The following is a 24,423-nucleotide window of genomic DNA, read 5'->3' as shown; positions in this document are numbered from 1 at the left end:
ATGGCACCCTTAGACCTGCGCACGAGGCAACCACGGACAACCGACCGGACACGGGTTCGACGAGCTTTCGACAAGGAGCAGGCACAGTGCAGCGCTGGCGTGGCTTGGAGGACATCCCCCAGGACTGGGGGCGCAGCGTCGTCACCATCGGCTCCTACGACGGAGTGCACCGCGGACACCAGCTGATCATCCGGCACGCCGTGGACCGCGCCCGGGAGCTGGGCGTGCCCGCCGTCGTCGTCACCTTCGACCCGCACCCCAGCGAGGTCGTCCGCCCCGGCAGCCACCCGCCGCTGCTCGCCCCGCACCACCGCCGCGCCGAACTCATGGCCGGCCTGGGCGTGGACGCGGTGCTCATCCTCCCCTTCACGACCGAGTTCTCGAAGCTGTCCCCGGCCGACTTCGTCGTCAAGGTCCTGGTCGACAAGCTGCACGCCAAGGCGGTCGTCGAGGGCCCCAACTTCCGCTTCGGCCACAAGGCCGCCGGGAACGTGGAGTTCCTGTCCACGCAGGGCAAGACCTATGACTTCGAGGTCGAGGTCGTCGACCTGTACGTGACCGGCGAGGCGGGCGGCGGCGAACCGTTCTCCTCCACGCTGACGCGGCGGCTGGTCGCCGAGGGCGACGTCGAGGGCGCTGCGGAGATCCTGGGCCGTCCGCACCGGGTCGAGGGCGTCGTCGTCCGGGGCGCCCAGCGCGGACGGGAACTGGGCTTCCCCACGGCAAACGTCGAGACGCTGCCGCACACGGCCGTCCCGGCCGACGGTGTGTACGCCGGCTGGCTGCACGCCCAGGGCGAAGCGATGCCGGCCGCGATCTCCGTCGGCACGAATCCGCAGTTCGAGGGGACCGAGCGGACGGTGGAGGCCTACGCCATCGACCGGGTGGGCCTCGACCTGTACGGCCTCCATGTCGCCGTCGACTTCCTGGCGTTCGTGCGGGGGCAGGCCAGGTTCGACACGCTGGACGCTCTGCTGGAGCAGATGGCCGAGGACGTCAAGCGCTGCCGCGAGCTGGTGGCGGCGGCCGAGCGGTCCGCCTAGCGGTCCCCGGCAGGCCCGCCCGCGCGCTGTGCGCCCGCGGTCTCGTCCGGGTGGAGGGCGTCGAGGATGAGGGTGAGGCCGAAGACGAACTCGTCGGCGTAGTCGTAGCCGGGCTTGAGGACGTGCTCGGTGGCCAGTTCGGCGAGGTGGGGGTAGGCGTCGGCGGGCATGTCGCGCAGGATGGCGCCCGCGACCTCGTCCAGCTCGGCGGCGCCTCTGAACGGCAGGCTCAGCTCCTGGAGCACGAACCCGTACAGGTAGCTGTCGATCAGTGAGACGGCGTGCGCGGCCAGGGGGACGGAGAATCCTCCGGCGCGCAGCGTGCCGATGACGGCGTCGTGATGGCGCAGGGTCGCGGGGCCGGGCTGGGAACGGGAGTCCATGAGGCCGATGGCCCAGGGATGGCGCCGGAGGACGGCACGGGCGGAGTCCGCGCGGTGGCGCAGGGCACTCTTCCAGTCCGTGTCGCGCGGTGGCAGGTCGATCTCGGCGAACACCGCGTCCACCATGCCGTCCAGGATGTCCTCCCGGCCCGCGACGTGGTGGTAGAGCGACATCGCCTCGACGCCCAGCGGTTCGGCGATGGCCCGCATGGTGAGCGCCGTCGCCCCCTTCTCGTCCGCCACCGCCACCGCCGTGCGGATCACGCGCTCACGACTGAGCGGAGTGCGCGCCGACGCCCCCCGTCGGCCCTTGTTTCCCTCGGGCATCCAGCCCCTCCTTCTCGCTTCCCCCGTGCGCTCCCCTTGACCGCCTTACGGCATAAGGCTAGCTTGCCTTACAACATAAGGTAGACATTCCGGCGAAGGGGCTGCGCCATGGACACGGATCGCGTGAAGAAGGTCTGCATCATCGGGGCTTCGGGGAAGCTCGGGCAGTACATGGTCAGGCACGCGCTGGAGCGCGGCTACGAGGTGGTCGGAGTGTGCCGGGAACGCAGCGTGCCGAAGCTGGCCGCGTTCGAGGGCCGGATGACCATCGTCCCCGGGCCCACCGACGACCCGGAGGTGATCCGGCAGGCGGTCGCCGGGTGCGACGGGGTGCTGACGGTGCTGGTGCCGTGGGGGGTGCGGCAGTACGCGTCGGGCACCGCGCAGGCGGTGCTCGACCACGCACGGCCGGGCGCGCGCCTGGTCTTCTCCTGCGGCTGGCACATCACACGCGACGGCAAGGACTCGTACTCACGGATGTTCACCCTGGGCGTCCGGGTCGCCGCCGTACTGGGCAAGCTCGTCCGCGCCGTCGAGATCGACGACCAGGTCGAGGCGTGCCGGCGGGTGTTCGCCAGCGACACCCGGTGGACCGTGGTGCGCGGCAGCAGCCTGGAGGAGGGCGAGAGCCAGGGCCTGCCCGTGTGGAGCCGGCATGTCGGCGACCCGGTCCTGGCCGGCAACCTGACGCGCCGGGTGGACTTCGCGCTGTTCATGGTGGAAGCGCTCACCGACGACACGCTCGTCCAGGAGGCCCCGGCGATCGTCGGCTGCCGGACCCCCGGCGCCCTCGCCCACGCCGGGAAGCCTCACGCCTAGCCGGGCGACGCCACGCCCGGGGCACCCGCACCCCGCTCGGCCTCGCTTCAGCGCGTCGCCCAGTGGCATGCCACCTGTGCCGTGCCGCCGCCGTCTAGGATCTCCGGATCCTGACCACGGCACGCGCCCGCGACGCCCGCCCGGTCCGCCTCACCGCTCGCCAGCACCTGGCAGCGGGCGTGGAAGCGGCACCCCGGCGGCACACGCGACGGGTCCGGGGGCTCGCCCGTGAGGATCACCGGGTCTCCCGGGGCCTCCGGGAGCACGGACAACAGGGCCTGGGTGTAGGGGTGCCGAGGAGCCGTCAGCACCTGTTCCACCGCGCCCGTCTCGACGATCCGGCCCAGGTACATCACGGCGACCCGGTCGGCGATGTTCCAGGCGAGGCCCAGGTCGTGCGTGACGACCAGGGCGGACAGGCCGAGCTCGGCGCGCAGCCGCAGCAGCAGGGCGAGGATCTCGCCGCGTACGGAGGCGTCCAGGGACGCAACCGGCTCGTCGGCGACGAGGAGTTCGGGTTCCAGGACGAGCGCGCCCGCGATGACGACCCGCTGGCGCTGTCCGCCGGACAGCTCGTGCGGGTAGCGCAGGAAGAAGCGCTCCGGGGGGCGCAGGCCCGCCCGGGACAGCGCCTCGGCGACCGCTGTCCGTTCGTCGCCGCCGTGGCCGTGGATGCGCAGGCCCTCGGCGACCGCGTCGTACACCGTGTGCCGGGGGTTGAGCGAGCCGCTCGGGTCCTGGAGGACCAGCTGGACGCGCTTGCGGTACGCCTTGAGGGACCGGCCGGAGTAGTTCAGGGGGCGGCCGTCGAAGGTGACCCGGCCCGCGGTCGGCTCGACCAGGCCCAGCAGAGCGCGCGCCAGGGTCGTCTTGCCGCAGCCGGACTCGCCGACCAGCGCGACGATCTCGCCGGGCCGGATGCCGAGGTCCACGCCGTCCACCGCGCGGGCCCGGGGCCCGCCGTGCCGTCCGGGGAAGGTGACGTGGAGCCCCTGGGCGCTCAGCAGCGGGGCCGTGGTGACCTCGGGGGCCGTGGGGGACGTGGTCATGGCGTGCCGGGCCTCGCTTCCTCCAGGGCCTCCGGTTCCCCGGCCGGCCGCTCCTCACGGGCCTCCGGCTCCCGTGCCGTACGTTCCTCGCGGGCCTCCGGTTCCCGCCCGGTCCGTTCCTCGCGGGGCTCGGCTCCCGGCGGGCCCACCAGCACACACGCCGCCCGGCGCTCCGGCCCCGCCGCCCGCAGTGCCGGGTCCTCCTCGGCGCACGACTCGAGCGCCACCGGACAGCGCGGATGGAACGTGCAGCCGGACGGCAGCGCGGCCGGGTCCGGCGGATCGCCCGCCAGTCCCCGCGGAGCGAACCGGGACGACGGGTCGCCGACGCGCGGGAACGCGGCCGACAGGGCCCGGGCGTACGGGTGCCGGGCGTCCTCGTACACCTGCTGAGCGGGGCCCTCCTCGACCACCCGGCCCGCGTACATCACCGCGAGCCGGTCGCAGGTGTCGGCGAGGACCGCCAGGTCGTGGCTGATCATGATCAGGCCGAGGTCCTGGTCCGCGACCAGCTGCTCGATGAGCCGGAGGATCTGGGCCTGGATCATCACGTCGAGCGCGGTGGTCGGCTCGTCGGCGATGACCAGCCGCGGGTCGCAGGCCAGTGCCATGGCGATCATGACGCGCTGGCGCTGGCCGCCGGACAGCTCGTGCGGGTAGGCCTGCGCGCGGGCCGCGGGGAGGCCGACCTGCTCCAGCAGTTCGCCGGTCTTCCGCTTCGCCCCGGCGGCGGTGGCCTTCCTGTGCAGCAGGATCGGCTCGGCGATCTGGTCGCCGATCCGGTGCACGGCGTTGAGGGAGTGCATCGCCCCCTGGAAGACGACGGAGGCCCCGGCCCAGCGGACCGCCCGGACCCGGCCCCACTTCATGGTCAGTACGTCCTCGCCGTCGAGGAGCACCTCCCCGGTGATCCGGGTGCCCGCCGGCAGCAGCCGCAGCAGGGCCAGCGCCAGCGTGGACTTGCCGCAGCCGGACTCCCCGGCGAGGCCGAGCTTCCGGCCCGCCTCCAGACGCAGGTCCACCCCGCGCACGGCGGCGGCCCCGCCCGCGTACGTCACCGTCAGGTTCCTGACGTCGAGCAGACTCAACGCGACACCCCCAGCCTGGGGTTGAGGACGGACTCCACGGCCCGCCCGCACAGTGTGAACGCCAGCGCCACCACGGCGATGGCGATGCCCGGCGGCACCAGGTACCACCAGTCCCCGGCACTGACCGCGCCCGCCTCGCGAGCGTCCTGGAGCAGCCCGCCCCACGACACGACCGTGGGGTCGCCGAGGCCCAGGAAGGCGAGCGTCGCCTCGGCGAGGATGGCCGAGGAGATGATCAGCGTCGTCTGGGCCAGCACCAGCGGCATCACGTTGGGCAGGACGTGCCGGGACATGATGTGCCAGTGGCCGCCGCCGAGCGCCTCGGCCCGCTCGATGTACGGCCGGGTCTCCACGGCGAGAGTCTGCGCGCGCACCAGCCGGGCGGTGGTGGGCCAGGTGGTCACGCCGATGGCTACGACGGTCGTGGTCAGCGAGCGGGACATCACGGTCGCCAGGGCGATCGCGAGCACCAGCGTCGGCATGACCAGGAACCAGTCGGTGATCCGCATCATCACCGTCGCGCACCAGCCCTTGAAGTGCCCCGCCGTCACCCCGATCAGGGTGCCGATCGCCACCGACAGCACGGCGGCGAGCAGCCCGACCAGCAGTGACACCCGCGCACCCCAGATCACCAGGCCCAGCAGGTCCCGGCCGAACTGGTCGGTGCCGAGCGGGAACTCGGCGCTCGGGCTCTGCATCGGGCGCCCCGGCGCGTCCGTCACGCTGCTCACGTCGGAACCGACGAACAGCGGTGCGAACAGCGCCAGCAGCGCGCACAGCGAGAGCGCGGTCAGGCCGTACAGCCCCGCCCGTTCGGAGCGGTACTGCCGCCAGAAGCGCGCGACGGACGCCCTGCGCCGCTGCCGGGCGAGGGTGCGCGGGCTCGGGGCCGTCTCGGTCGTCGTCATCGGGCCACCCGGGGGTCCAGCAGCGGATAGACCAGGTCGGCGAGGGTGTTCATCAGGATCACCGCGGCGGCGAACACGAAGAACAGCCCCTGCACGAGCGGCAGATCGGGCACACTCAGCGCCTGGTAGAACAGCCCGCCGAGCCCCGGCCAGGAGAACACCGTCTCCACGAGAATCACGCCCGCCACCGTCCGGCCGAGGTTGATGAAGATCAGCGTCACGGTCGGCAGCAGCGCGTTCGGCACGGCGTGCCGGCGGCGTACGAGGTCGTCGCGCAGCCCCTTGGCCCGCGCGGTCGTCAGATAGTCGCTGCCCATCTCGTCCAGCAGCGCCGACCGTGTGACCAGCAGCGTCTGCCCGTATTCCACGGCCACCAGCGTCACCACCGGCAGCACCAGGTGGTGCGCCACGTCGAGGACGTACGCGAAGCCCTCCTCGCCGCCCGACTCCATGCCGCCGGTCGGGAACACGCCGGGCAGCGGGCCGATGCCCACCGACAGCACGACGATCAGCAGCAGTCCCAGCCAGAAGGACGGGATGGAGTACAGCGTCAGCGCGAGACCCGTGTTGAAGCGGTCGCCGAGCTTGCCGTGCCGCCACGCCGACCGGGTGCCCAGGAAGACGCCCAGCAGCGTGTAGAGCACGAACGCGGTGCCGGTGAGGAGCAGGGTGTTCGGCAGCGCCTCGATGATCTTGTCGACGACGGGGGCGCGGAACTGGTACGACGTCCCGAAGTCGCCCGAGAGGGCCTTGCCGCAGTAGTCCGTGAACTGCCGCCACAGCGGCAGATCGAGCCCGAACTCCTCGCGGTAGGCGGCCAGCTGCTCCGCCGAGACCTGACGGCCGCCCGTCATGGTCTTCACCGGGTCGCCCGGGATCAGCCGGAAGAGGAAGAAGCTGGTCACGAGCACGGCCAGCAGCGATACCGCGGCACCGGCCACCTTGCCCGCCAGGTACCGCGGGTACGCGGAGCTCTTGCGTACCCGCGGCCCGGGCGCCCTCTGCTTGTCCTCGACCAGCGCGGGGGTCGCGTCAGCGGTCATGAGTACCCGCTCGCCGCCCTACTCGCGTTCCTCGGCGGTGGCCCGCCGCCGCATGGCGGCGAAACCGCCGAGCCCGGCGAGGACGACGACACCGGCGACGATCGCGACCACGACCCCGGTCGACGACGCGCTGTCCGACGTCCCGCCGGAGTCCGCCGGGACGGCCGACCACCAGCTCCAGTAGCCGTCCTGGCCGTAGATGTTGCCCGCCTTCGCCGGCATGGTCGTGATCGACTTGATCTGGTCCGTCCGGAAGGCCTCGACCGCGTTCGGATACGCCATGACGTTCATGTACCCGAGGTCGTACAGCCGCGACTCCATCTGCTTGACGATGTCCGCCCGTTTGGCGGGGTCGTACTCGGTGAGCTGACGGGCGTAGAGCTCGTCGTACTTCTTGTCGCAGATGAAGTTGTCCGTCGCGCCGGTCTCCTCGGGGGTCGCCGGAAGGGCCCCGCAGGTGTGGATGGACAGCACGAAGTCCGGGTCGGGGTTGACCGACCAGCCGTCGAACGCCAGGTCGTACGTGCCGGCCAGCCACGGGTCGGTCACGTTGTCCAGGCAGTTGAGCCGGACGCCGATGCCGAGCTTGCCCCACCACTCCTGGAGGTACTTGCCGACCGCCTTGTCGTTCGGGTCGGTGGCGTGGCACAGCACGCGGTAGGTGATCGGCTTGCCGTCCTTGCCGACGCGCTTGCCGTCGCCGTTCTTCTCGTACCCCGCCTGGTCGAGCAGCCGGGCCGCCTCGGCCGGGTCGTACGCCAGCTTCTGGCGTGCGGACGGCTTCCAGAAGTAGTCCTGGAAGCGCGGCGGGATGTAGCCCTCGCCCTCGACGGCGTGGCCCCGGAACACCTTGTCGATGATCGCCTCGCGGTCGACGGCGCGGAACAGAGCGTTGCGCACCCGCTGGTCCAGCAGGGAGGGATGGCCGTCACCGAACTTCTCGCCGTTCTTCGCCTTCGCGCCGGGGTTGGTGGCGAGCGCGTAGAAACGGCGGCCGGGGGCGTCGTTGACCTGGATGTTGTCCGCGCCCTCCAGGGACTCCGCCTGAGCGGGCGTCAGGGACGGGGACCCGGCGACGAACGACACCTCGCCCTTGCGCAGCGCCGAGACGGCCGCGTCCTGGTCCTTGTAGTAGCGGAAGACCAGCTCGTCGAACTTCGGTGACCCGCGCCAGAAGCTCTTGTTGGCCTTGAGCCGGACGTAGCTGTCGGCCTTGTAGCCGCTCAGCACGAACGGTCCGTTCCCCACGACGGGGAAGCTCTTGTCGTTGTTGAACTCGGAGAAGTCCGAGACCTTTTCCCACACGTGCTTCGGCACGATCGGCACGTCCAGCGCGGCCATCGTGGCCTGCGGCTTCTTCAACTCGATGACCAGCTCGGTGGGGCTCGGGGCCGTCACCTTGCGGAAGTTCCCGACGTAGCTGCCGTTCGCCGTGGCCGCGCCGGTGTCGGTCATCATCTTGTTGAACGTCCACGCCGCGTCCTCGGCGGTGGCCTGCTGCCCGTCCGACCACGTGGAGTTGTCGCGGATCGTGTACGTCCAGGTCAGCTTGTCCGGCGACGGCTCCCACTTGGTGGCCAGGCCCGCGATGGCGTGGTTGTCCTTGGGGTCGTAGTTGGTCAGGTACTCGTACATGAGCCGGTGGATGCTCGTGCTGAGCAGCCGGACCGCCAGGAACGGGCTGAGCGAGTCCACGCTCTGCGCCACGGCGACGGTCAGCACCTTCTTGCCGTCGTCGGCCGCCCGGGCCTGCTGGGGCGCCGGGTCGAGCGGGGTCGCGAGACCGGCGGTGAGGGTGAGCGCGGCCGCCCCGGCCAGGGCGGCGAGCCGGAGGCCGTGCAGGAGGCTGCGTTTCTGATCGATCGTGCCCATGGTCGGACCTCGCGTCATCGCTCGGACGGGAAGGACGGGTTGATCAGCTGTCAGATGCGTGATGTGTGTGTACCAGCGGCCGTCTCCACCCGTCAACGGCGTGTTCACCCCTTGTGGCCTGCGGAAATAACGAATTGGCGAGCTTTCCGCACCCATTGGTCGAGACCACTGACGCGCCCCTGGCCAGGGCCTGGCAACGGAATTCACCCCTGAACGCGCCGAGGCCCGCGCCGAGTCGGAACGGCGCGGGCCCGAAGGGGATCGGCCCCTCGAAAGGGGCCGATCGGGTGAGGGGATTACTGCGTCGGAGGCTGAGGCTGAGGCGGAGGCGGGGGCGGCGGGGCCTGCCCGTCGGGCTGAGCCGGGTAGCCGGGCTGACCGGGCTGGGGGTAGCCGTAGCCCGGCTGCGGGGGAGCGGCCGGAGGCTGGGCGGGCTGTTGTCCCGGCTGACCCGGTTGTCCCGGCTGCGGGTAGGGCGGCTGACCCGCGGCCTGCGGGTACGGCTGACCGGGCGGGGCCGGCTGGGCGTACGGCTGGCCCGGCTGCGGATACGGCTGCCCGGGCTGGGCGTACGGCTGGCCGGGCAGCGGCTGCTGTGGCTGCTGCGGGTACGGACCCGGCTGGCCGGGTGCCGGCTGCTGCTGCCCGGGGTGCGGGGGCTGCCCCGGCTGGGCGTAGGGCTGGCCGGGCGCGGGCTGACCCGGCATGGCCTGACCGGGCATGGCCTGACCCGGCATGGCCTGACCGGGCAGCGGCGGGGCCGCGACCGGCGGCGGGTTGCCGTCGGAGGTCCACAGGCCGTGCGACTGCTGATGACGGACGAAGTCCTCGGCGACCATCGTCGCGAGGTTGAAGTACGCCTCCCGCACCTTCGGCCGCATCATGTCGAGGTCGACCTCGGCACCGGCGGCGAGATGCTCGTCGAAGGGCACGACGATGACGCCCCGGCAGCGCGTCTCGAAGTGCGACACGATGTCCTCGACCTTGATCATCTTGCCGGTCTCGCGCACCCCGGAGATGACGGTGAGGGACCGCGAGACGAGGTCGGCGTACCCGTGCGCGGACAGCCAGTCCAGCGTCGTGCTCGCACTGCTCGCCCCGTCCACGGACGGCGTCGAGATGATGATGAGCTGGTCGGCGAGGTCCAGCACACCGCGCATGGCGCTGTAGAGCAGGCCGGTACCGGAGTCGGTGAGGATCACCGGGTACTGCTTGCCCAGCACGTCGATCGCGCGCCGGTAGTCCTCGTCGTTGAAGGTCGTGGACACGGCCGGGTCGACGTCGTTGGCGATGATCTCCAGGCCGGAAGGTGCCTGGGACGTGAACCGCCGGATGTCCATGTACGAGTTGAGGTACGGGATCGCCTGCACGAGGTCACGGATGGTGGCCCCGGTCTCCCGCCGCACCCGGCGCCCGAGGGTGCCCGCGTCCGGGTTGGCGTCGATCGCGAGGATCTTGTCCTGCCGCTCGGTGGCGAGCGTGGAGCCGAGCGCGGTGGTCGTGGTCGTCTTGCCGACACCACCCTTGAGGCTGATCACCGCGATGCGGTAGCAGGACAGTACCGGCGTGCGGATCAGGTCCAGCTTCCGCTGCCGCTCGGCCTCCTCCTTCTTGCCACCGATCTTGAACCGACCGCCACCGGCCGCCGGACGGCTGCTCTTCGCCTTCTGCTTCTTGCTGTTGAGCAGCCGGTCGGACGACAGCTCCACGGCAGCGGTGTAACCGAGCGGCGCGGCCCCCGGGTTGGTCGGCTGCCGCTGGTCGTGCTGCATGGGCTGCGGCCAGGCGGCACCGGTACGGGGGTCGACGGGCTGCTGGGGCTGCCCGGGGTGCGGGGGCTGCCCCGGATGGGCCGGCTGACCCGGCTGCTGCTCGTGCTGCCCGGCGTGCGGAGGCTGGGCCTCGGGCTGCGGCTGTGCTTGCGCGGGGACGCCGGGCTGGGGCTGGTGGGGCTGCTGGGCGGGGGGCTGGGGGAATCCGTAGCCGCCTTGGGCGTTGGGAGCGCCGGCGTGCGGGAAGCCGTACGCGCCCTGGGGGGCGGGTGCGGCAGGAGCGGGGACGCCCGGCTGTGGGAAGCCGTAGCCGTCCTGCGGGGTCGGCGCGGAGGAGGGCAGAGGGCCGGGGTGCTGGGCCGGAGGCTGCTGGGCTGCCGGGGCGGGGGCACTCTGCCGCGGGAAGCCGTAGCCGCCTTGGGCGGGGGGTGCCTGCGGGCCGTCCGGCTGCTGTGCCGGGGGCTGTGCGGCCGGGGCCGGGGCACCGGGGTGCGGGAAGCCGTAGCCGCCCTGGGCGGTCGGCGCGGCCGGAGGCTGAGCGCCCGGGTGCGGGAAGCCGTAGCCGCCGGGCTGCGGTACGGGCTGGGCGGGCGGCTGGTTCGGCGGCGTCGGTGCGGCCTGCTGGTTCCATGCGGCAGGCGCGGGCTGCGGCGCCTGCGGCCGGAACGGCGGCTGCTGGGCCGGAACCGAGGGCTGCGGCGGGACCGGCGGCTGCCCCTGCGCTGCCGTGGGCTGCGCGGCCGCGTTAGGGTCCGCGGGCTGCGCCTGCGGCTGAGGCTGCTGCTGTGCGGGCCACTGGCTCGCGGGCGCCGGGGCGGCCGGCTGGTACGACGGCGGCAGCGGCGGCACGCCCTGCGGAGGCGGGGGAGTCGAGTCCGAGGGTGGGCTCTGCGAGGCATCGAGGGCGGCCGGGGCGGCCGGTACGGCGCCCTCCTGCTCACTCTGCGCGAGCGCGCGGTCGGCGGGGAGCGCGTCATTCGGCTCGGCAGCACCGGCCTCCGCGTCCTCATGCCGGCCCTCAGCCCCGGCCGGTACGGCGTCCACAGGCTGGTCGGCCGCCGGCTGGGCGTCTTCGGGCTGGACGTCCTCTTCCTTGGCATCCCCGGACTCGGCATGCCCGGACTCGGAGTCCTCTGCCTTCACGTCCCCGGCCCCGGTGTCCCCGGCCCCGGCGTGGCCGGGCTCGGGGGCCCTGACATCGGTTTCTTCGGACGGGGTGTCCTCGGGCGTGGCAACCTGCGGCTCGGTGACCTCCGGTGCCACGTCCTCGGCTACCGGCCGCGTGACCTCCGCCTCGGGCTCCTCGGCCTCCGGCACGTCGGCGAAGGCGTCCGCGTCCAGCGCGTACTCCGAGACCGCGTCCGAGCCGTCGTCGACCTCCGCACCGGGGCCGTCTTCCTCCACGTCATCGGTGAGGGCACCGTCACCGTCACCGGCCCTCTCGGCGCCCTCCGCCTCCGGGACGTCGGCGGCGCCGGGCGTGGAATCCGCCTCCGCGGCGGCACGCTCCTCGATCTCCCGCTTCAGGGCGACGGCGGAGAAGCGCATGGTGGCGCCGCTCTCCACGTCACCTGTCCCCGGCTCCTCGGCGTCGCCGACAGCCGGAGCAGCCGGAGCTTCGGGAGTGGCCGGAGCCTCAGGGGTGGCAGGGGGAGTCGCCGGAGCTTCGGGAACGGCCGGGGCTACCGGCGGAGCCGGCGGCGTCCACGGCGCCTGGTAGCCACCTACGGGGATGTCGGGCACAGCCGTAGGCGAGGAGGGGTCCGCCGCAGGCGCCTCCTGCTCCGCGCTGTGCTGCTGCGCCCCCTGAGGCTCGAACCCCATGGGAAGCCTGGGCACGCCGGCCGGCCCCCCGGCACCGGAAGCGGATGCCGGCGGCGTGAACGGCGCACCCGGCGATGACGAAGGCGCAGGCGCGGGAGGCGTGAACGGAGCGCCAGGACCGGGCGGCGGCGCCGGCGGCGTGAAAGGCGCCCCCGGAGCCGGAGCCGGAGCCGGAGCCGGAGCGGGAGCCGGAGCCGGAGCCGGAGCCGGAGCCGGAGCAGGGGCGGAGCCCGGCCCTGGGACGGACGGCTGCCCACCGGAAGGAATCGCGTGCGGCGGCGGAGTCAGTCCCGGCAACGGCGGCACCGGCCCCTTGGGTGCCCCGGTCCCGCCGGCCCCCGCAGGAGCACCGGAAGCACCGGAGTCCTCGGCCGCCCCCGCCCCCTGCCCCGAGGACGAACTCCCCGAGGCGTTCTGCGTGTACCAGGCGGGCGGCGCGTAGTCGATGGTGAACTCGCCCGTCACCTCTGCTGCGGACTCCGCGTCGGGCTGGTCATCGCCGGGTGTCGCCCAGCCCCCGCGGATCCCGTCCCGATCGCTGCTCACAGTGTTCCTCCTGGTGTGGTCGAGCACGCTCATGCCGTGCTGGGGCGACCCTTGCTTGTCGTCCGACGTCGTGCGAAGTCGGTGCGAAGTCGTTTGCGGCGTATCGAGGTCGTCCGGGGTCGTCCGCTCCACAGGCTCCCCGCCTTCCCCCGGGGACGCCGACGCCTACTCCACGGGGTCTGGACGTCGAGCCCCGTCCCAGCCTAATCACCACAAGCCCCGCCCCGGCAGGCCCGTCTGCCCCTCCACGGCAACGCCGGGCCTCGAAATCCAGGCAAATGCGACGTAATTGCTGGCGCAACCATTGACAAACCGGGTGCTGCGAACGGTTTCCCTGCCAGGCCCGTCAGTCCATCCGACGTGGCGTACCCAACAACCCGGTCTCCGCGTCCGTGGGCTGTGTCATCGCGTACTGCCGATCGCGGTCGGTACACCACAGGGTGAGGCCGTCGGAGAGCCCCGGCAGGGAGTCCGTTTCGGCCCGGGTGAGCGCCATCGTGCGGCCCAGTTCCGCGGCCTCGTCGGGCGACACCCGCTGAATCCCGACCAGCCGCGCCTGCCGCACGAGCCGCGGAGCGACAGGACTGACGTACGGCAACAGGGTCAGCACCGACTGCCAGGGCCCGGAGACCACGCGACCGCGAGGCGGCCGCATCCCGCAGTCCCGCACCACCAGCACCGGCGTACCGGCCGAGGCACCCAGCGGCGGCACCCGCCCGACGTCGTACACGGCCATCCCGTTCTGACCGCCCCCCATGGCGTGCACCATCGGCATCCAGACCTGCGCCCGCGCCGTCTCCACGGCGACCCGCGTCCCCGTAGCCGCCGCCCTGAGCGCGATGACCTGCACGGTCCACAGCCCGCCGATGAGCACGACGTCGTACGGCAGCGGCCGATTGAGCCCGAGTACCGCGGGCCGGTTCTCCGCGTCCACACCGATGACGACGCCGTCGTCGGCCACGGGCAGGGCGAGGGTGTCCAGTTGGTCGACGGTCACGGAGTGCCGCGGGTGCCTCGGGCCGATCAAGCCGAAGCCGCGGCGCAGCAGTTCGCGCGCCCGCTCCGGGGCTGAGGTCTGCGGCTCGCCCCGTCCGGTGGCCGCCGCCTGTCCTACGCGCGGGGCAGCCGCCGTCACCGGACACCTCCGAGGGGCAGAGTGGCGAGCATGCCGGGTACCTGTTCCCGGTCGAGTCGGGCGAGCCCCATGCCCGTGTGCCGGGCCGCAGCCTGCACCGCGCGCCGGGCGGCGACGAGTTCGTCGTCGCTGCGCCCGGTCACCCGCAGGTGCCCGCAGACGGACACCTCCTTCCGCTCCCCCCGCCTGAGCGTGAGGCTGAAGGTGGTGGCGAGGGTGGGGACGGCCGTCACCAGCGCGACGAGCTGCGGCAGCGACGGAGCCCTCTCCCCACCCAGGGCGGGCCACCGACGGATCCAGTACGTGGTGTGTCTGCGGTTGTCGCAGCGCCAGTTCCGGCCCGACTCCTCGGTCCGCCGCTCCCGCGTGTCCGCCCGCCCGGCCTCCGCCGTCACCAGCGGGTTGGCGCAGGCCGACGTGGCGATGGCGGAGGTCAGCTGCTCCTCGTCGAGAAGGGTCGCCCGGAATCCGGATCCGGTGAGTCGGCTCGCGAGATGATCGGCGGCACGCACGACGCACTTCTGCGCTCCGACCAGGCCGCCCCCGCGCGCGGCCACCGCATCCGCGCACAGCTCCGGATCGAGCTTCAACGCGATCCACGTGATGCGCACGGCCGGCGCACCCGTCTGCTCCTGCAGGGGCGCGTAGTTGGCGACTGCCACGGACTGCCGGGGCAGATGGATCGCGGGCGCGGGCTGGGTGTGGAGCACGACCTGCGCCGACTCCAGCCGGATACCGTCCACCTCCAAGGCGTCGTGCACCAGAGAGAGCGGCAACGGCTGTTTGTTCCGCTCGGCCCGCAGCGCGGTGGCGTCGGCCTCGACATGCAGGACCGCGGTGACGAACGTACCGTCCCCGACGATTCCGACGGGTCGGCGGTCGCGGCCGCTGTACGTGTACGTCCGCAGACTCGGGTCGCACTCCACGGCCGGCGCCAGCCCCGGCTCCGTGCCCTCCGGTATCGGCGTACTCGCGGCCCGCCGCTGCCGTGCACGCAACGCCTGAGCCGTGGCCAGCCATTCGGGCAGGGAACGCCCGCGGCGACGGAGGAAGGAGAGCAGCACCAGACAGCCGGCGAGGACAGCCGCAGGCACCACGGCCACAGGATCGATCACCCACCCGACGAGCACGATGGCCGCCGCGACCTCGAACAGGACAAGGCGTTGCAACCGGAATGCCCCGACCTGACCCGAACGCACCCTTGAGTGGAGCGCGCCCGGCGAGGCCGGCCGCTGTGCCGGTCCCTGCCCGGACGCCGAAGCACCCCGTGTCCGCGATCGGTCACGGGACCGGGCGCGCGTTCCGGAAGCCATCACTCCATCCCCCCGTTCTGCTGAGCACTCACTGGTGTTTCAGCACCGCACCGTGCCCTGAAGGCCCGGGCACCCTACCCGCTCCACAAGTCCCCGCGGACACCAGGCATAGTAGAGGGCCGCTCTGACACCGGGGCGGTCGGCCATGACACACCGGGCGAGCGCGGCACATCTGAACACGGGGAGAGACAAGCAGAGATGGCATCTCGGCGCGACCAGCTCAATGCCTACACCTTCGCGAAGCGCCGCATGCTCGCGGCCTTCCTGCAGTCGTCGCCCGACGGTTCGGAGGAGGGAGCGCCTCGTCCACTGCGCGCGGTCATCCCCGGCGCCATCGTGGGTGTGGTCGTCATGGCCGTCTTCGGGGCCTGGGGCATGTTCAAGCCCACCGCACCCAAGGGCTGGGACGAGCCCAACGCCAAGGTGATCGTCGCCAGCGACTCGACCACGCGCTACGTCGTCCTGAAGACCGGCAAACAGGTCCAGCTGCACCCGGTCCTCAACATGGCCTCCGCGAAGCTGCTCCTCAACGAAGGCCAGGGCGATGTGGTGACCGTCGCCGAGTCCGTCCTCGACAACGGCAAGATCCCCCACGGAGCCACCATCGGCATCCCCTACGCGCCCGACCGTCTCCCCTCGGCGGCCGAGGCGGGCGGCGAGAAGCGCTGGGCGGTCTGCGAACGCCCCAGCGCGGGCGGGGAGTCCATCCAGAAGGCGGCCCTGGTCCTCGCCTCCCGCGACGTGAAGGCGACCGAGGGCAAGGGCGAGAAACTGACAGGCGGGCAACTGCTCTACGTCGTGGCCCCCGACGGGAAGCACTACGTGGTGGACGCGAGCGGACGCTCGTACCCCGTCGACAAGAGCAACGAACTGCTGCTGCGCGCCGTCGTCGGCTCCGGACGCAAGCCGCAGAAGGTCTCCCACGAGTGGCTGGAGACCCTGCACACCGGCGACCCGATCTCCTTCCCGAAGATCCCCGACCAGATCGGTGTCGCGGCCGACGCCCCAGGCCAACTGGACGACAAGACCAACAAGGTCGGCATGGTCCTCAAGGCATCCGACCTCAACAGCGACCAGTACTACGTGGTGTTGCCCGGCAGGGTCGCCCCCGTCTCGGCCTTCGTCGCCCAGCTTCTGTTGTTCAGCGAGGACCTGGCCTCCCTCGGCCAGGCCGGTGGAGCCAAGGACATGAGCCCCGGTGCGATCGTCCCCGGCAAGCCGTTCGGCACCGAACACCGCTGGCCCACCGAGGACCCCCAGCCCGTCAACGATGCCTCCGGCACCGCAGGAAGCCGCGGCACCGTCTGCAACGTCCTGCGCGGCGTCAACGCCGGCTCGGGAGCCACGACCCTGAGCACCTGGGCCGGCACGGATTTCCCGGCCAAGCTCCCCACCGGCTCCTCCAGCGCCTACGTCACGCCCGGCTCCGGCCAGCTCTACCGCCAGTTCCAGGGCAGGGAGACCAAGGCCGGCCCCGTCTTCCTCGTCACCGACACCGGCCTGCGCTACGTCCTGCAGTCCAACGCCGACAGCGGCACGGACGACGCCGGCATCGGTACGACGGCCAAGGACCGCCGGCAGGCCCGGCAGGAGGCCCAGCAGGCCCAGACCCGGCTCGGCTACAAGGACGTGGACCCCGCGCCGATCCCCGCCGCCTGGTCGGAGTTCCTGCCCACCGGCCCACGCCTGTCGACGACGGCGGCACGCCAGCCGCAGGGTTCCTGAGGGGTCCGGACATGCCACACCTGCCCTCCTTCCTCCACAGGGCGACCGCGGTGACGGCGGCGACCCTGCTCACGACCGCCCCCGTCGTCCTCGCACCCCCGGCGGCGGCGGCCGACCTGCCGTACTCGGACCAGTGCGCGTTCCCCAACGGCAAGTACCCGGGCCGCCCCTGGTCCCTGCAGCGCGTCCTCCTGGACGAACTGTGGAGCCAGTCCACGGGCAAGGGCATGCGGGTGGCGGTGATCGACACCGGCGTCGACGTGACGAATCCCCAGCTCACCGACGCGGTCGACGTGAAGAGCGGCCGCAACTTCCTGCCCGAGAACCTCAGGGACGACGACGGCAACCCGATCGAGCGGGGCAAGGAGAACGGCACCACGGACACGGTCGGCCACGGCACCAAGGTCGCCGGCATCATCGCGGCCCGGCCCGTCAAGGGCACCGGCTTCGTGGGTCTCGCCCCCGACGCGACGATCATCCCGATCCAGCAGAACGACGCGGAGGGCAACGGCGACGTCGGCACCCTGACCAAAGCGATCCGCTACGCCGTCCAGGCCGGGGCCGACGTCATCAACATCTCCCAGGACACCACGAAGCCGATGGAGTCGACGTCCGATCTGGCGCTGGCGATCAACGAGGCCCTGGCCCGGAAGATCGTGGTCGTGGCCTCAGCGGGCAACGACGGCCTCGGCGGCAACGTCAAGGAGACCTACCCGGCTTCCTACGAGGGCGTCCTCGCCGTCGCCGCCTCGGACCGCAACAACGAGCGCGCCGCCTTCTCCCAGTCCGGCGAGTTCGTCGGCGTCGCCGCCCCCGGTGTCGACATGATCTCCACCGTCCCCAAGGGCGGCCACTGCTCCGACAACGGTACGAGCTTCTCGGCGCCGTACGTCGCCGGCCTCGCGGCGCTGATCAAGGCGAAACACCCCGACTGGACGGCCCGGCAGATCGTCGCCCAGATCGAGCAGACCGCGGAGCGCACCACCGCGGGCCACGACCGTCTGGTCGGCTGGGGAGTGGTCGACCCCGTACGAGCCCTGACGCAGGACGAACACCCCATTGAGTCCCCCAACCCCCAAGCAGGCCTGGGCAGACCGGAAGCCCCCACCCCGGCCAAGTTCCAGATCGGCGAAACCGCCGAGGAACGCAACGCCCGCCTCGCCACCTACGTGGCCGTGGGCGCGGTGGTCCTCGTCGCGGGGATGGGCGGCACGGCGGTGGCGCTCCGGGACGCGCGACGCAGGCAGAAGCGACGGGTGGAGGGCGGCGGACCATGGACGCGCTGACCGAACTGAATGTCCTCGGCCTCATCCTGTCCGCCGTGCTGCTGGCCATGGCCTGCGTCAAGGCGGACCGCGTCCGGGCGTGGCGCGCCGGCATCAACCCGTCGGCCGAAGAACTGTCCGACGCCTCCTTCATCGCCGCTCGCGTCGTGTTCGTCGCCCTGGCCGGCATCGGCATCTACCTGTGCGTGCAGGGCTTCAATGTCTCCGATGACACGACGTGGGACGACGCCGAGTTGACGACTGCGGTGCAGGGCGCCACGGATGCCTTGGACGGCAGTTCCGGTTTCGGCGACATCTATGCCGAGGACAACGACACCGGCTGGATCGACGAATACGCGACAAAGATCGAGCAGGAGGTCGTCGAGCACGGCGGCGGCGACGCCCCGCAGTACGGCGTGAATGCGACACCCGCCGACTCGAATACGCCCTCCGAGGCGCGTTACACGGTCACCGGCGGTGACTCGGCCTTCTGTATGCAGGTCACACGCACCCGGTCGAAGGACGGGGACTATGAGCCGCCGGGAATCGCGGGAGGTCAGGGGACGGTGACGGTCCCTTCGTACGACTTCGCCGTGACGACGCATGAGGGGGGTTGCTGACTTCGTGGCTCGGCCGGTCTGGTCCCCCTGGTAACTCACATACCACGAAGTTCAGTTGGTTGCGCCACACACGTTGACTAGAGTGGTGATCGAGTGTGCCGAGCGGGTGATCACCTGTGCACCGCTCAACGACTTGACAAACGGGGAACGGGGAGGGAAGGCATGCTGCCTGCGGAGGGTTTCAAAGTCGGCTTGGAGGCGCTGGGAACCTTCAAGAAGCGTGTCGATGCCGTGCTCTCCACATTCGAGGGCTCACCCGGCAGCCCGCAGAAGATCGCAGCGCACGCCCTCTCCGAGGCCTCCTTCAGCGGCGCGGGCGGCTTCGCCGAGGCCAAGGGCCTCCACAGCCAGTACGAGCGCGTCCATGAACGCCTCACCGCACTCTCCAAGAACCTGGGTCTTCAGATCGAGGCGATGCAGATCGCCGTCATGGGCGCGGGCGGAAACTTCAGCAACATCGACGAGGAAGAGCGGCGGCGGTTCTGGGAGATCACGACTGATATCGGCCGTCAGCAGCTGGAAGCGAAGCAGGAGAGGGAAGCGGCGGAGGCTGCGAAGCAGGGCGCGTCCGCGCCGAAGAGCAACGACGAGCGGACGGTCACCTACTAGTGAGCGACAAGCAGAAGCCCCAGGAATCACACCAGGCGGAGCGGGAGCAGGCCGCGGCGCAGGTCGACTTCATCGACACGGTGAACGGTGCGACGGGGGTGGCCCAGCTCCTCCCCTTCGGCTGGAAGGTCCCCCGTGTCTTCGGCAAGACGAACTTCGAGGGCCACGCCCTGAACGCCATGATCGACATGGTCGAGTCCGCAAAACCAGAGGACTTGGAACTTGCGGGCACCGCCCTGCTGAACGCCCAGACCGCCATCGAAGAGGCCGCCGAGGAACTCGAAGGCCACATCACCCGGGTCGACTGGGAAGGCGAGTCGGGCGAGGCCTTCCGCAAATGGGGCGCCAATCTCGTCATCCATGCCCGCAAACTCGCCGCCTTCGCCGACGCCGCCGGCACCCAGGTCACGGCAGCGGCCACGGGCCTCGCCTCCGTCCGCAGCGCCATGCCGCCCCGCGACACCCGAGAGGACCCCAAGGCGGTCGCGGACATTCCGACGCCCAAGCAAATCGAGAGCAACGCGGAGTACGCAGCTGCGGTCAAGGCCGAGAAGGACCGCCAAGAGGCGATCAACCAGATGAACCGGCTGGCGTCCTTCTACGCGGTGTCGGAAGAGATCATGGCGGCCCAGGAGCCGCCGACGTTCGAGCCTATGCCGGATGTGGGGGTGCCTAAGCCGGATCCGAACTACAGGGCCCCCCACGAGGCTGGGGAAGCGCAAAGCTCCGGTGGACTTGCGGCCGTCCGTGAGTCCACGGTTGCCGGACATGACACTCCGAACAGGGGATCAGAACACCCGCGTTCGGGAGACACCACGCCGCCGCTGAGGAAAGTGGACGACTTGGCCATTGCGCAGGATGGGAACGTTGGCACGAGGATCGACAGCGTAGGCACCCTGCCGCCCCAGGAAACCACAAGGCCGCTTACCAATGCGCCACATACGGTGACGGGTCCGAGCAGCAATGGTGGGATCACCCCACCCTTTCCCTCCGGCACGGTTCCACCTGCCCAGAGCGGGTTGGCCGGCCGCACCTCGGGCTTCGGCGGAGCGAACGGCAACAGGGCCCCGATCTCGGCTCAGGGTCGTACAGGCGCTTCGAGCGGCACCGTCGGCGGTCGCGGTACGACCGGCCCGATGGGGCACGCCACCAACACGGGGCAGTCAGGTGCTCGAGGTGGCAGCGCTTCCCCCATGGGCCGAGGTGTCTCCGGCGGAATGCCACGCACCGTCGGGGGACCGGCGAGCGACCGCGCGGGCGGTGCGAGTTCCACAGGTGCGGCGCGCGGTAATGGAATTGTCGGAGGAAGACCCGCCACAGGTCCTCAAGGGGCGACCGGTTCCAAGGTCCCGCGCGGTACGGTCGTCGGCACCGGCGGCAACACCAGTTCCCGTGCGCCCGCCGGCCAAATCGGGCAGCGCGGAGTGATCGGGGCGCCGAACTCTGCCCCTGGCGCTCGTCCGGGCCAGACTGCGCGTCCAGCCGCGGGCAATGCTGACGGCGTCGTCGGTACGCCCAAGGGGCGAGCCCCAGGCGGGAGAAGCGGTGGACCGGCCGGCAGCGGCGCAGGCGCGCCGCACGGCCGCACGGGAAGTCGACGAAACACGAACCGCAGGGATCGTGAGGGTGAGTCTCCACCGGAGACCCCGCGACGCGACACGCCACCAGTGACTGACTGATCAGAGCGAGGATCTACAGAGGCATGACAGGGACCAGCCCACGTGGCGGATTGACGGCGTTCTTCGCAGGACGTGCCGGAAGACGGGTGTCTACCGCGTGCGCGGCACTCGGTGCTTTCGCAGTCATGTCTTCGGGGCTGGCTCCGAGTGCGGCCGCCGCAGACGTCCCGTCGAAGCAGTGGTACTTGAACGCGATGCACGCCGAAGACATGTGGAAGATCAGCACCGGCAAAGGCGTCAAAGTTGCCGTGCTGGACACCGGCGTGAATCCCGATACACCTTCCCTGAAGGGTCAAGTGCTCGGGGACGAGCTACCGGATGCAGTCTCGTACAACGCTAGCGAGGACTATGACGGCCACGGCACCAGCATGGCGGAATTGATTGCCGGGACTGGTGCCGGAGAGGGTATGCAGGGCTTGGCCCCCGGGGCGAAGATCATCCCCATTCGGATGCTCGTCAACGGTGTGAAGAACGAGACAGACAAGAAGAAGACCCCCTCCGCGGCGGATGCGATCAAGGCGGCTGCGGACAGCGACGCTCAGATCATCAACATGTCCTACGGCGGTCGCTTCATCGACCCGGACGAGGAGAAGGCAATTAAGTACGCCCACTCCAAGGGCAAGTTGATGTTTGCCAGCACCGGCAACGATGCCGAATCCAAGAACCGCATCGACTACCCTGCGGCCTACCCCTACGTGGTCGGGGTGGCTGCCGCAGACGACAAGGGGAAAGTGGGTGAATTCTCGGAGTACGGCAACTATGTCGATCTGTCAGCTCCTGGTCTCAATGTGCCCACGTGGTGCGACGCCACATTTCGCTCTTACTGCGATGGACGAGGCACGAGTATGGCCACTGCCATCGCCTCCGCCTCAGCCGCCCTCATCTGGGCCGCCCACCCCGACTGGACGGCGAATCAGGTCCTGCGCACCATGATCGATACAGCTGGCCGCACCTGGGCGAAGGGCGAGCGGAGTAACTACCTCGGCTACGGCGCCGTCCGCCCCCGCAAGGTGCTGGAGAACAGCGACATCAACTCGGGTTCGGCCTCCACCGACCCCCTCAGCTTCGAAAACGGAACCGGCGTCACGGGCGTCACCGCCTCACCTTCCGCTCCCGCATCAACCTCGTCACAGGCCCCCAAGAACACTTCTGGCGGCCAGACTTCGGCGGCAGGATCGACCTCGGAGTCGTCCGACAACACCACGATGTGGGTCGCTCTCGGAGCCGCAGGGGCGGCCGTGGTAATCGGGGGCGGTGCCTTCGCGGTGATCCGCTCGCGGCGAAAAGTATGACGACTCACACACGTCAACCGGTCACACACGACCTCTCCGGCGCGGTGACGCGCTCGGAATCGAACCACAGCTCTTACGAAGGGGAGTGCCGAAATGGTCGACCGCAAGCTTAATGAAGGCGACGTACAGAGGCTTCAGACCGAGGTCGTCGATCGATACGACAACATCAGGGGATCGCTCGCGAAGCTGCAGGGCACGATCGACATGATCGAGAAGGCCTGGAGGGGACAGGGCGCCCAGGCGTTCAACACGAAGCAGACGGAAATCAACCAGCACATGGTCGCGATCGGCAAGATGCTCGACGACTTCCTCGAGGGCATCAACCTGAACAAGACCGACAAGCGCAACCTCGAAGACCAGATCGAAGCCGACCTCAAGCAGATCTCGGTGGACGATCTCGGTGGAAAGACTTCGGCGCTCAACAGCTACTGAGGCTACTGACGAGCTATCGGCGGCAGCGAGCCGCACCGCGGTCCGGGCTGCGCAGTCCGGCTGAAATCTGCACAGAAACGAGGGAAACATGTCCGGAGTCCACTACGACGAACTCGCCGTCACATACGGCACCATGGATGCGCTCGCCACCGAGCTCGGCAATCAGGCAAAGAAGCTCGAGGAGGACCTCGAGGCCCTGAAGCAGGCCGTGCTCAACGTGTCCGCGGGCTGGGGCGGCGAAGCGTACGAGGAGTTCCAGAAGAAGTCCAAGCAGTGGGACTCGCACGCGCGGGGCATCCACCAGGCGCTGGTCAACATCTCGCAGCGAGTCCACACCGCCGGCGGTGACTACCGAGGCGGCGACCTGAAGGGCGCCAGCTACTTCCAGTAGGAGTTCGTAGTCTGCGGACGCAGGGTGGGCACGCACGGGAGGTGCCCACCCTGCGCTGTCTGCTTCCTGCGTCTTCCTGTCATGACCTCAAGATCGGAGTTCTTCACGGCTACGACGCGGTCGTCAGCAGCGATCTGGATCCTTCCGGCCGTAGCCGCCAGCGTGCTGCTTGTCGGCTGCTCGGCTTCGGTCAACATCGGGTCGACGGCGAAAATGTCTTCGGACAAGCTGGCCACCATACTCGCCGAAAAGCCCGCCGCCACAACGGGCCAGCCAAAGCCGCACATTACCTGTCCCGAGGACCTCGCCGGCAAGGTCGGGACCACCACCAGGTGCAAGCTCACAGCGGACGACGGCAGCACCTTGGGTGTAACGGTCAAGGTGTCCTCCGTAGAGGGGGACCAGATCAACTTCGACTTTTAGGCCGACAACACGGCTTCCCCGGCTCCGAACTGACCCCTGCGCCTCTCTTCATGGTGGCGTCTCGCCGCGTGGTGCAGCGGCAGTGGCCACACGGCTTCACTCAGGGTACCGACGAAAGAATTCGTTTGCACGGCTACTCGATCAGGTGCATGCCCTGGCAGCCGCACTGACCGGCATGGACAGGCAGACGATCAAGAACTACAGCTGCCGTGTCAGCCGCTCTCAAGGCCAGCCGACGGCGTCTCGCCGTCTTGTGCCTGCTGAGCACGTTCGGCGAAGGCTGTGGCGCATCTACCTATCAGGGAATCCGACAACTCGACCTTCGGCGCTGCCGCACCATGCGTCAGCAAGATGACGCTGCCAACTCGCACTTGTGAGAGCACAGACTTCGACCCGGGGACACCTGAGACATCCAGCCCGGTCACGGCGTTGTTGCGGTCCCCAATCTTTCCGAGGTTCACTCTCTTGGCCTTAGGGACGCGGCCATTCCAAGCCTCCCATACTGAGGTGTAGGCCAACTGCGCAGTCTCTGCGTCCTGGTAGGTCAGGATCGAAAATGTGATCCCGGGCTTTTGTGCCTTCATGAACACAGACCGTCCCGCGAAGCGGACATTCTCGCAGGATGCCTTCGTGTAGCAAGAGGTTAGACCGAATTCAAGGGCCTTCTTTTGCACGTAGGCCGAAGGGGCGGCCGCAACATCCCATCCTGAAACGGCCTTACCCCCTGGCAGCACCGAGGTTGCTTCCTGCGCACTGAGGGGCGAGTCTTCGTCTGCGCCTTCACCGCAGCCGACGAGAACAGTGAGCTTCTTCGAGCGGGCCACCGATCGGGTGACGGTCCGTGAAGCGCAACGAGCGAGGCCCC

General features: G+C 70.3%; 21 protein-coding genes and 1 pseudogene. 11 read left to right on the top strand and 11 right to left on the bottom strand.

All coding sequences use genetic code 11. The features are described from left to right. Positions 1-86: 86 nt before the first annotated feature. Entirely contained in the window at positions 87-1,043 is a 957-nt protein-coding gene (locus tag ACFU3E_RS33170; protein ID WP_384166781.1) for a bifunctional riboflavin kinase/FAD synthetase, read from the top strand. On the opposite strand, the gene ACFU3E_RS33165 is transcribed toward ACFU3E_RS33170, so the two are convergent. After that, positions 1,040-1,753, bottom strand: coding sequence for a TetR/AcrR family transcriptional regulator (locus ACFU3E_RS33165; RefSeq protein WP_384166778.1), 714 nt, complete (start codon positions 1,751-1,753; stop codon positions 1,040-1,042). The genes ACFU3E_RS33170 and ACFU3E_RS33165 overlap by 4 nt on opposite strands. Positions 1,754-1,861: 108 nt before the next feature. On the opposite strand from ACFU3E_RS33165, the gene ACFU3E_RS33160 reads away from it, so the two are divergent. Beyond that, complete coding sequence (locus ACFU3E_RS33160; RefSeq protein WP_384166775.1) at positions 1,862-2,572, top strand: NAD(P)-dependent oxidoreductase; 711 nt, start codon at positions 1,862-1,864, stop codon at positions 2,570-2,572. Positions 2,573-2,619: 47 nt separating this feature from the next. Here the strand turns inward: ACFU3E_RS33160 and ACFU3E_RS33155 are convergent, their stop codons facing one another. From ACFU3E_RS33155 to eccE, 9 genes and pseudogenes are all read right to left on the bottom strand, one after another. Continuing rightward, the gene (locus tag ACFU3E_RS33155; RefSeq protein ID WP_384166772.1) at positions 2,620-3,621 is read right to left on the bottom strand and encodes an oligopeptide/dipeptide ABC transporter ATP-binding protein; all 1,002 of its coding nucleotides are present in this window, start codon (positions 3,619-3,621) and stop codon (positions 2,620-2,622) included. Beyond that, positions 3,618-4,709 (bottom strand): ABC transporter ATP-binding protein, encoded by a 1,092-nt coding sequence (locus ACFU3E_RS33150; protein WP_384166769.1) that lies wholly within the window; start codon positions 4,707-4,709, stop codon positions 3,618-3,620. Before ACFU3E_RS33150 ends, ACFU3E_RS33155 begins: the two co-directional genes overlap by 4 nt. Beyond that, positions 4,706-5,617: an ABC transporter permease gene (locus tag ACFU3E_RS33145; protein ID WP_384166766.1), complete on the bottom strand. Its 912-nt coding sequence runs from the start codon at positions 5,615-5,617 to the stop codon at positions 4,706-4,708. Before ACFU3E_RS33145 ends, ACFU3E_RS33150 begins: the two co-directional genes overlap by 4 nt. Beyond that, the gene (locus ACFU3E_RS33140) at positions 5,614-6,660 is read right to left on the bottom strand and encodes an ABC transporter permease (protein ID WP_384166763.1); all 1,047 of its coding nucleotides are present in this window, start codon (positions 6,658-6,660) and stop codon (positions 5,614-5,616) included. The genes ACFU3E_RS33145 and ACFU3E_RS33140 overlap by 4 nt, the downstream gene beginning before the upstream one ends. A gap of 18 nt (positions 6,661-6,678) precedes the next feature. Beyond that, a complete protein-coding gene (locus tag ACFU3E_RS33135; RefSeq protein WP_384166760.1) occupies positions 6,679-8,532 on the bottom strand; it encodes an ABC transporter substrate-binding protein in 1,854 nt (617 codons plus the stop codon). 296 nt (positions 8,533-8,828) lie between these two features. After that, on the bottom strand, positions 8,829-11,852 hold the full coding sequence (locus tag ACFU3E_RS33130) for an AAA family ATPase (protein WP_384166819.1): 3,024 nt from the start codon (positions 11,850-11,852) through the stop codon (positions 8,829-8,831). Positions 11,853-12,545: 693 nt separating this feature from the next. Continuing rightward, positions 12,546-12,707 (bottom strand): annotated as a pseudogene (locus tag ACFU3E_RS33125) (SCO5717 family growth-regulating ATPase); the annotation flags it as partial. A 313-nt stretch (positions 12,708-13,020) separates the two neighbouring features. Then, on the bottom strand, positions 13,021-13,809 hold the full coding sequence (locus tag ACFU3E_RS33120) for a hypothetical protein (protein ID WP_384166756.1): 789 nt from the start codon (positions 13,807-13,809) through the stop codon (positions 13,021-13,023). Next, positions 13,806-15,122, bottom strand: a complete 1,317-nt coding sequence (gene eccE, locus ACFU3E_RS33115) for a type VII secretion protein EccE (protein WP_384166753.1) — start codon at positions 15,120-15,122, stop codon at positions 13,806-13,808. Before eccE ends, ACFU3E_RS33120 begins: the two co-directional genes overlap by 4 nt. 198 nt (positions 15,123-15,320) lie before the next feature. Between eccE and eccB the strand changes: the two genes are divergently transcribed. The 9 genes from eccB to ACFU3E_RS33070 all read left to right on the top strand — a co-directional run bounded on the left by eccB (position 15,321) and on the right by ACFU3E_RS33070 (position 23,558). Next, positions 15,321-16,847 carry a type VII secretion protein EccB gene (eccB, locus tag ACFU3E_RS33110; protein WP_384166750.1) on the top strand — a complete coding sequence of 509 codons (1,527 nt, stop codon included), beginning with the start codon at positions 15,321-15,323 and terminating at the stop codon, positions 16,845-16,847. 11 nt (positions 16,848-16,858) lie between these two features. Beyond that, positions 16,859-18,133: a type VII secretion-associated serine protease mycosin gene (mycP, locus tag ACFU3E_RS33105; protein WP_384166747.1), complete on the top strand. Its 1,275-nt coding sequence runs from the start codon at positions 16,859-16,861 to the stop codon at positions 18,131-18,133. Further along, the gene (locus ACFU3E_RS33100; protein WP_384166744.1) at positions 18,121-18,732 is read left to right on the top strand and encodes a hypothetical protein; all 612 of its coding nucleotides are present in this window, start codon (positions 18,121-18,123) and stop codon (positions 18,730-18,732) included. Before mycP ends, ACFU3E_RS33100 begins: the two co-directional genes overlap by 13 nt. A gap of 162 nt (positions 18,733-18,894) precedes the next feature. Next, positions 18,895-19,341: a hypothetical protein gene (locus ACFU3E_RS33095; protein WP_384166741.1), complete on the top strand. Its 447-nt coding sequence runs from the start codon at positions 18,895-18,897 to the stop codon at positions 19,339-19,341. Beyond that, on the top strand, positions 19,341-21,020 hold the full coding sequence (locus ACFU3E_RS33090; RefSeq protein WP_384166738.1) for a hypothetical protein: 1,680 nt from the start codon (positions 19,341-19,343) through the stop codon (positions 21,018-21,020). Before ACFU3E_RS33095 ends, ACFU3E_RS33090 begins: the two co-directional genes overlap by 1 nt. 194 nt (positions 21,021-21,214) lie before the next feature. Continuing rightward, a complete protein-coding gene (locus tag ACFU3E_RS33085) occupies positions 21,215-22,312 on the top strand; it encodes a S8 family serine peptidase (RefSeq protein WP_384166817.1) in 1,098 nt (365 codons plus the stop codon). A 93-nt stretch (positions 22,313-22,405) separates the two neighbouring features. Further along, on the top strand, positions 22,406-22,744 hold the full coding sequence (locus tag ACFU3E_RS33080; RefSeq protein WP_097221214.1) for a WXG100 family type VII secretion target: 339 nt from the start codon (positions 22,406-22,408) through the stop codon (positions 22,742-22,744). Positions 22,745-22,832: 88 nt separating this feature from the next. Then, entirely contained in the window at positions 22,833-23,135 is a 303-nt protein-coding gene (locus ACFU3E_RS33075) for a WXG100 family type VII secretion target (RefSeq protein ID WP_384166735.1), read from the top strand. Between the two features lie 81 nt (positions 23,136-23,216). Beyond that, entirely contained in the window at positions 23,217-23,558 is a 342-nt protein-coding gene (locus tag ACFU3E_RS33070) for a DUF4333 domain-containing protein (protein ID WP_384166732.1), read from the top strand. 212 nt (positions 23,559-23,770) lie between these two features. Here ACFU3E_RS33070 and ACFU3E_RS33065 read toward each other — a convergent pair. Continuing rightward, a partial coding sequence (locus ACFU3E_RS33065; RefSeq protein WP_384166729.1) for a hypothetical protein occupies positions 23,771-24,423 on the bottom strand: 653 nt, incomplete at its 5' end.

The organism is Streptomyces sp. NPDC057424, from assembly GCF_042803315.1.
In the GTDB taxonomy this organism is placed as follows: Bacteria; Actinomycetota; Actinomycetes; order Streptomycetales; family Streptomycetaceae; genus Streptomyces.
This window is presented reverse-complemented; position numbering and strand designations above follow the sequence as displayed.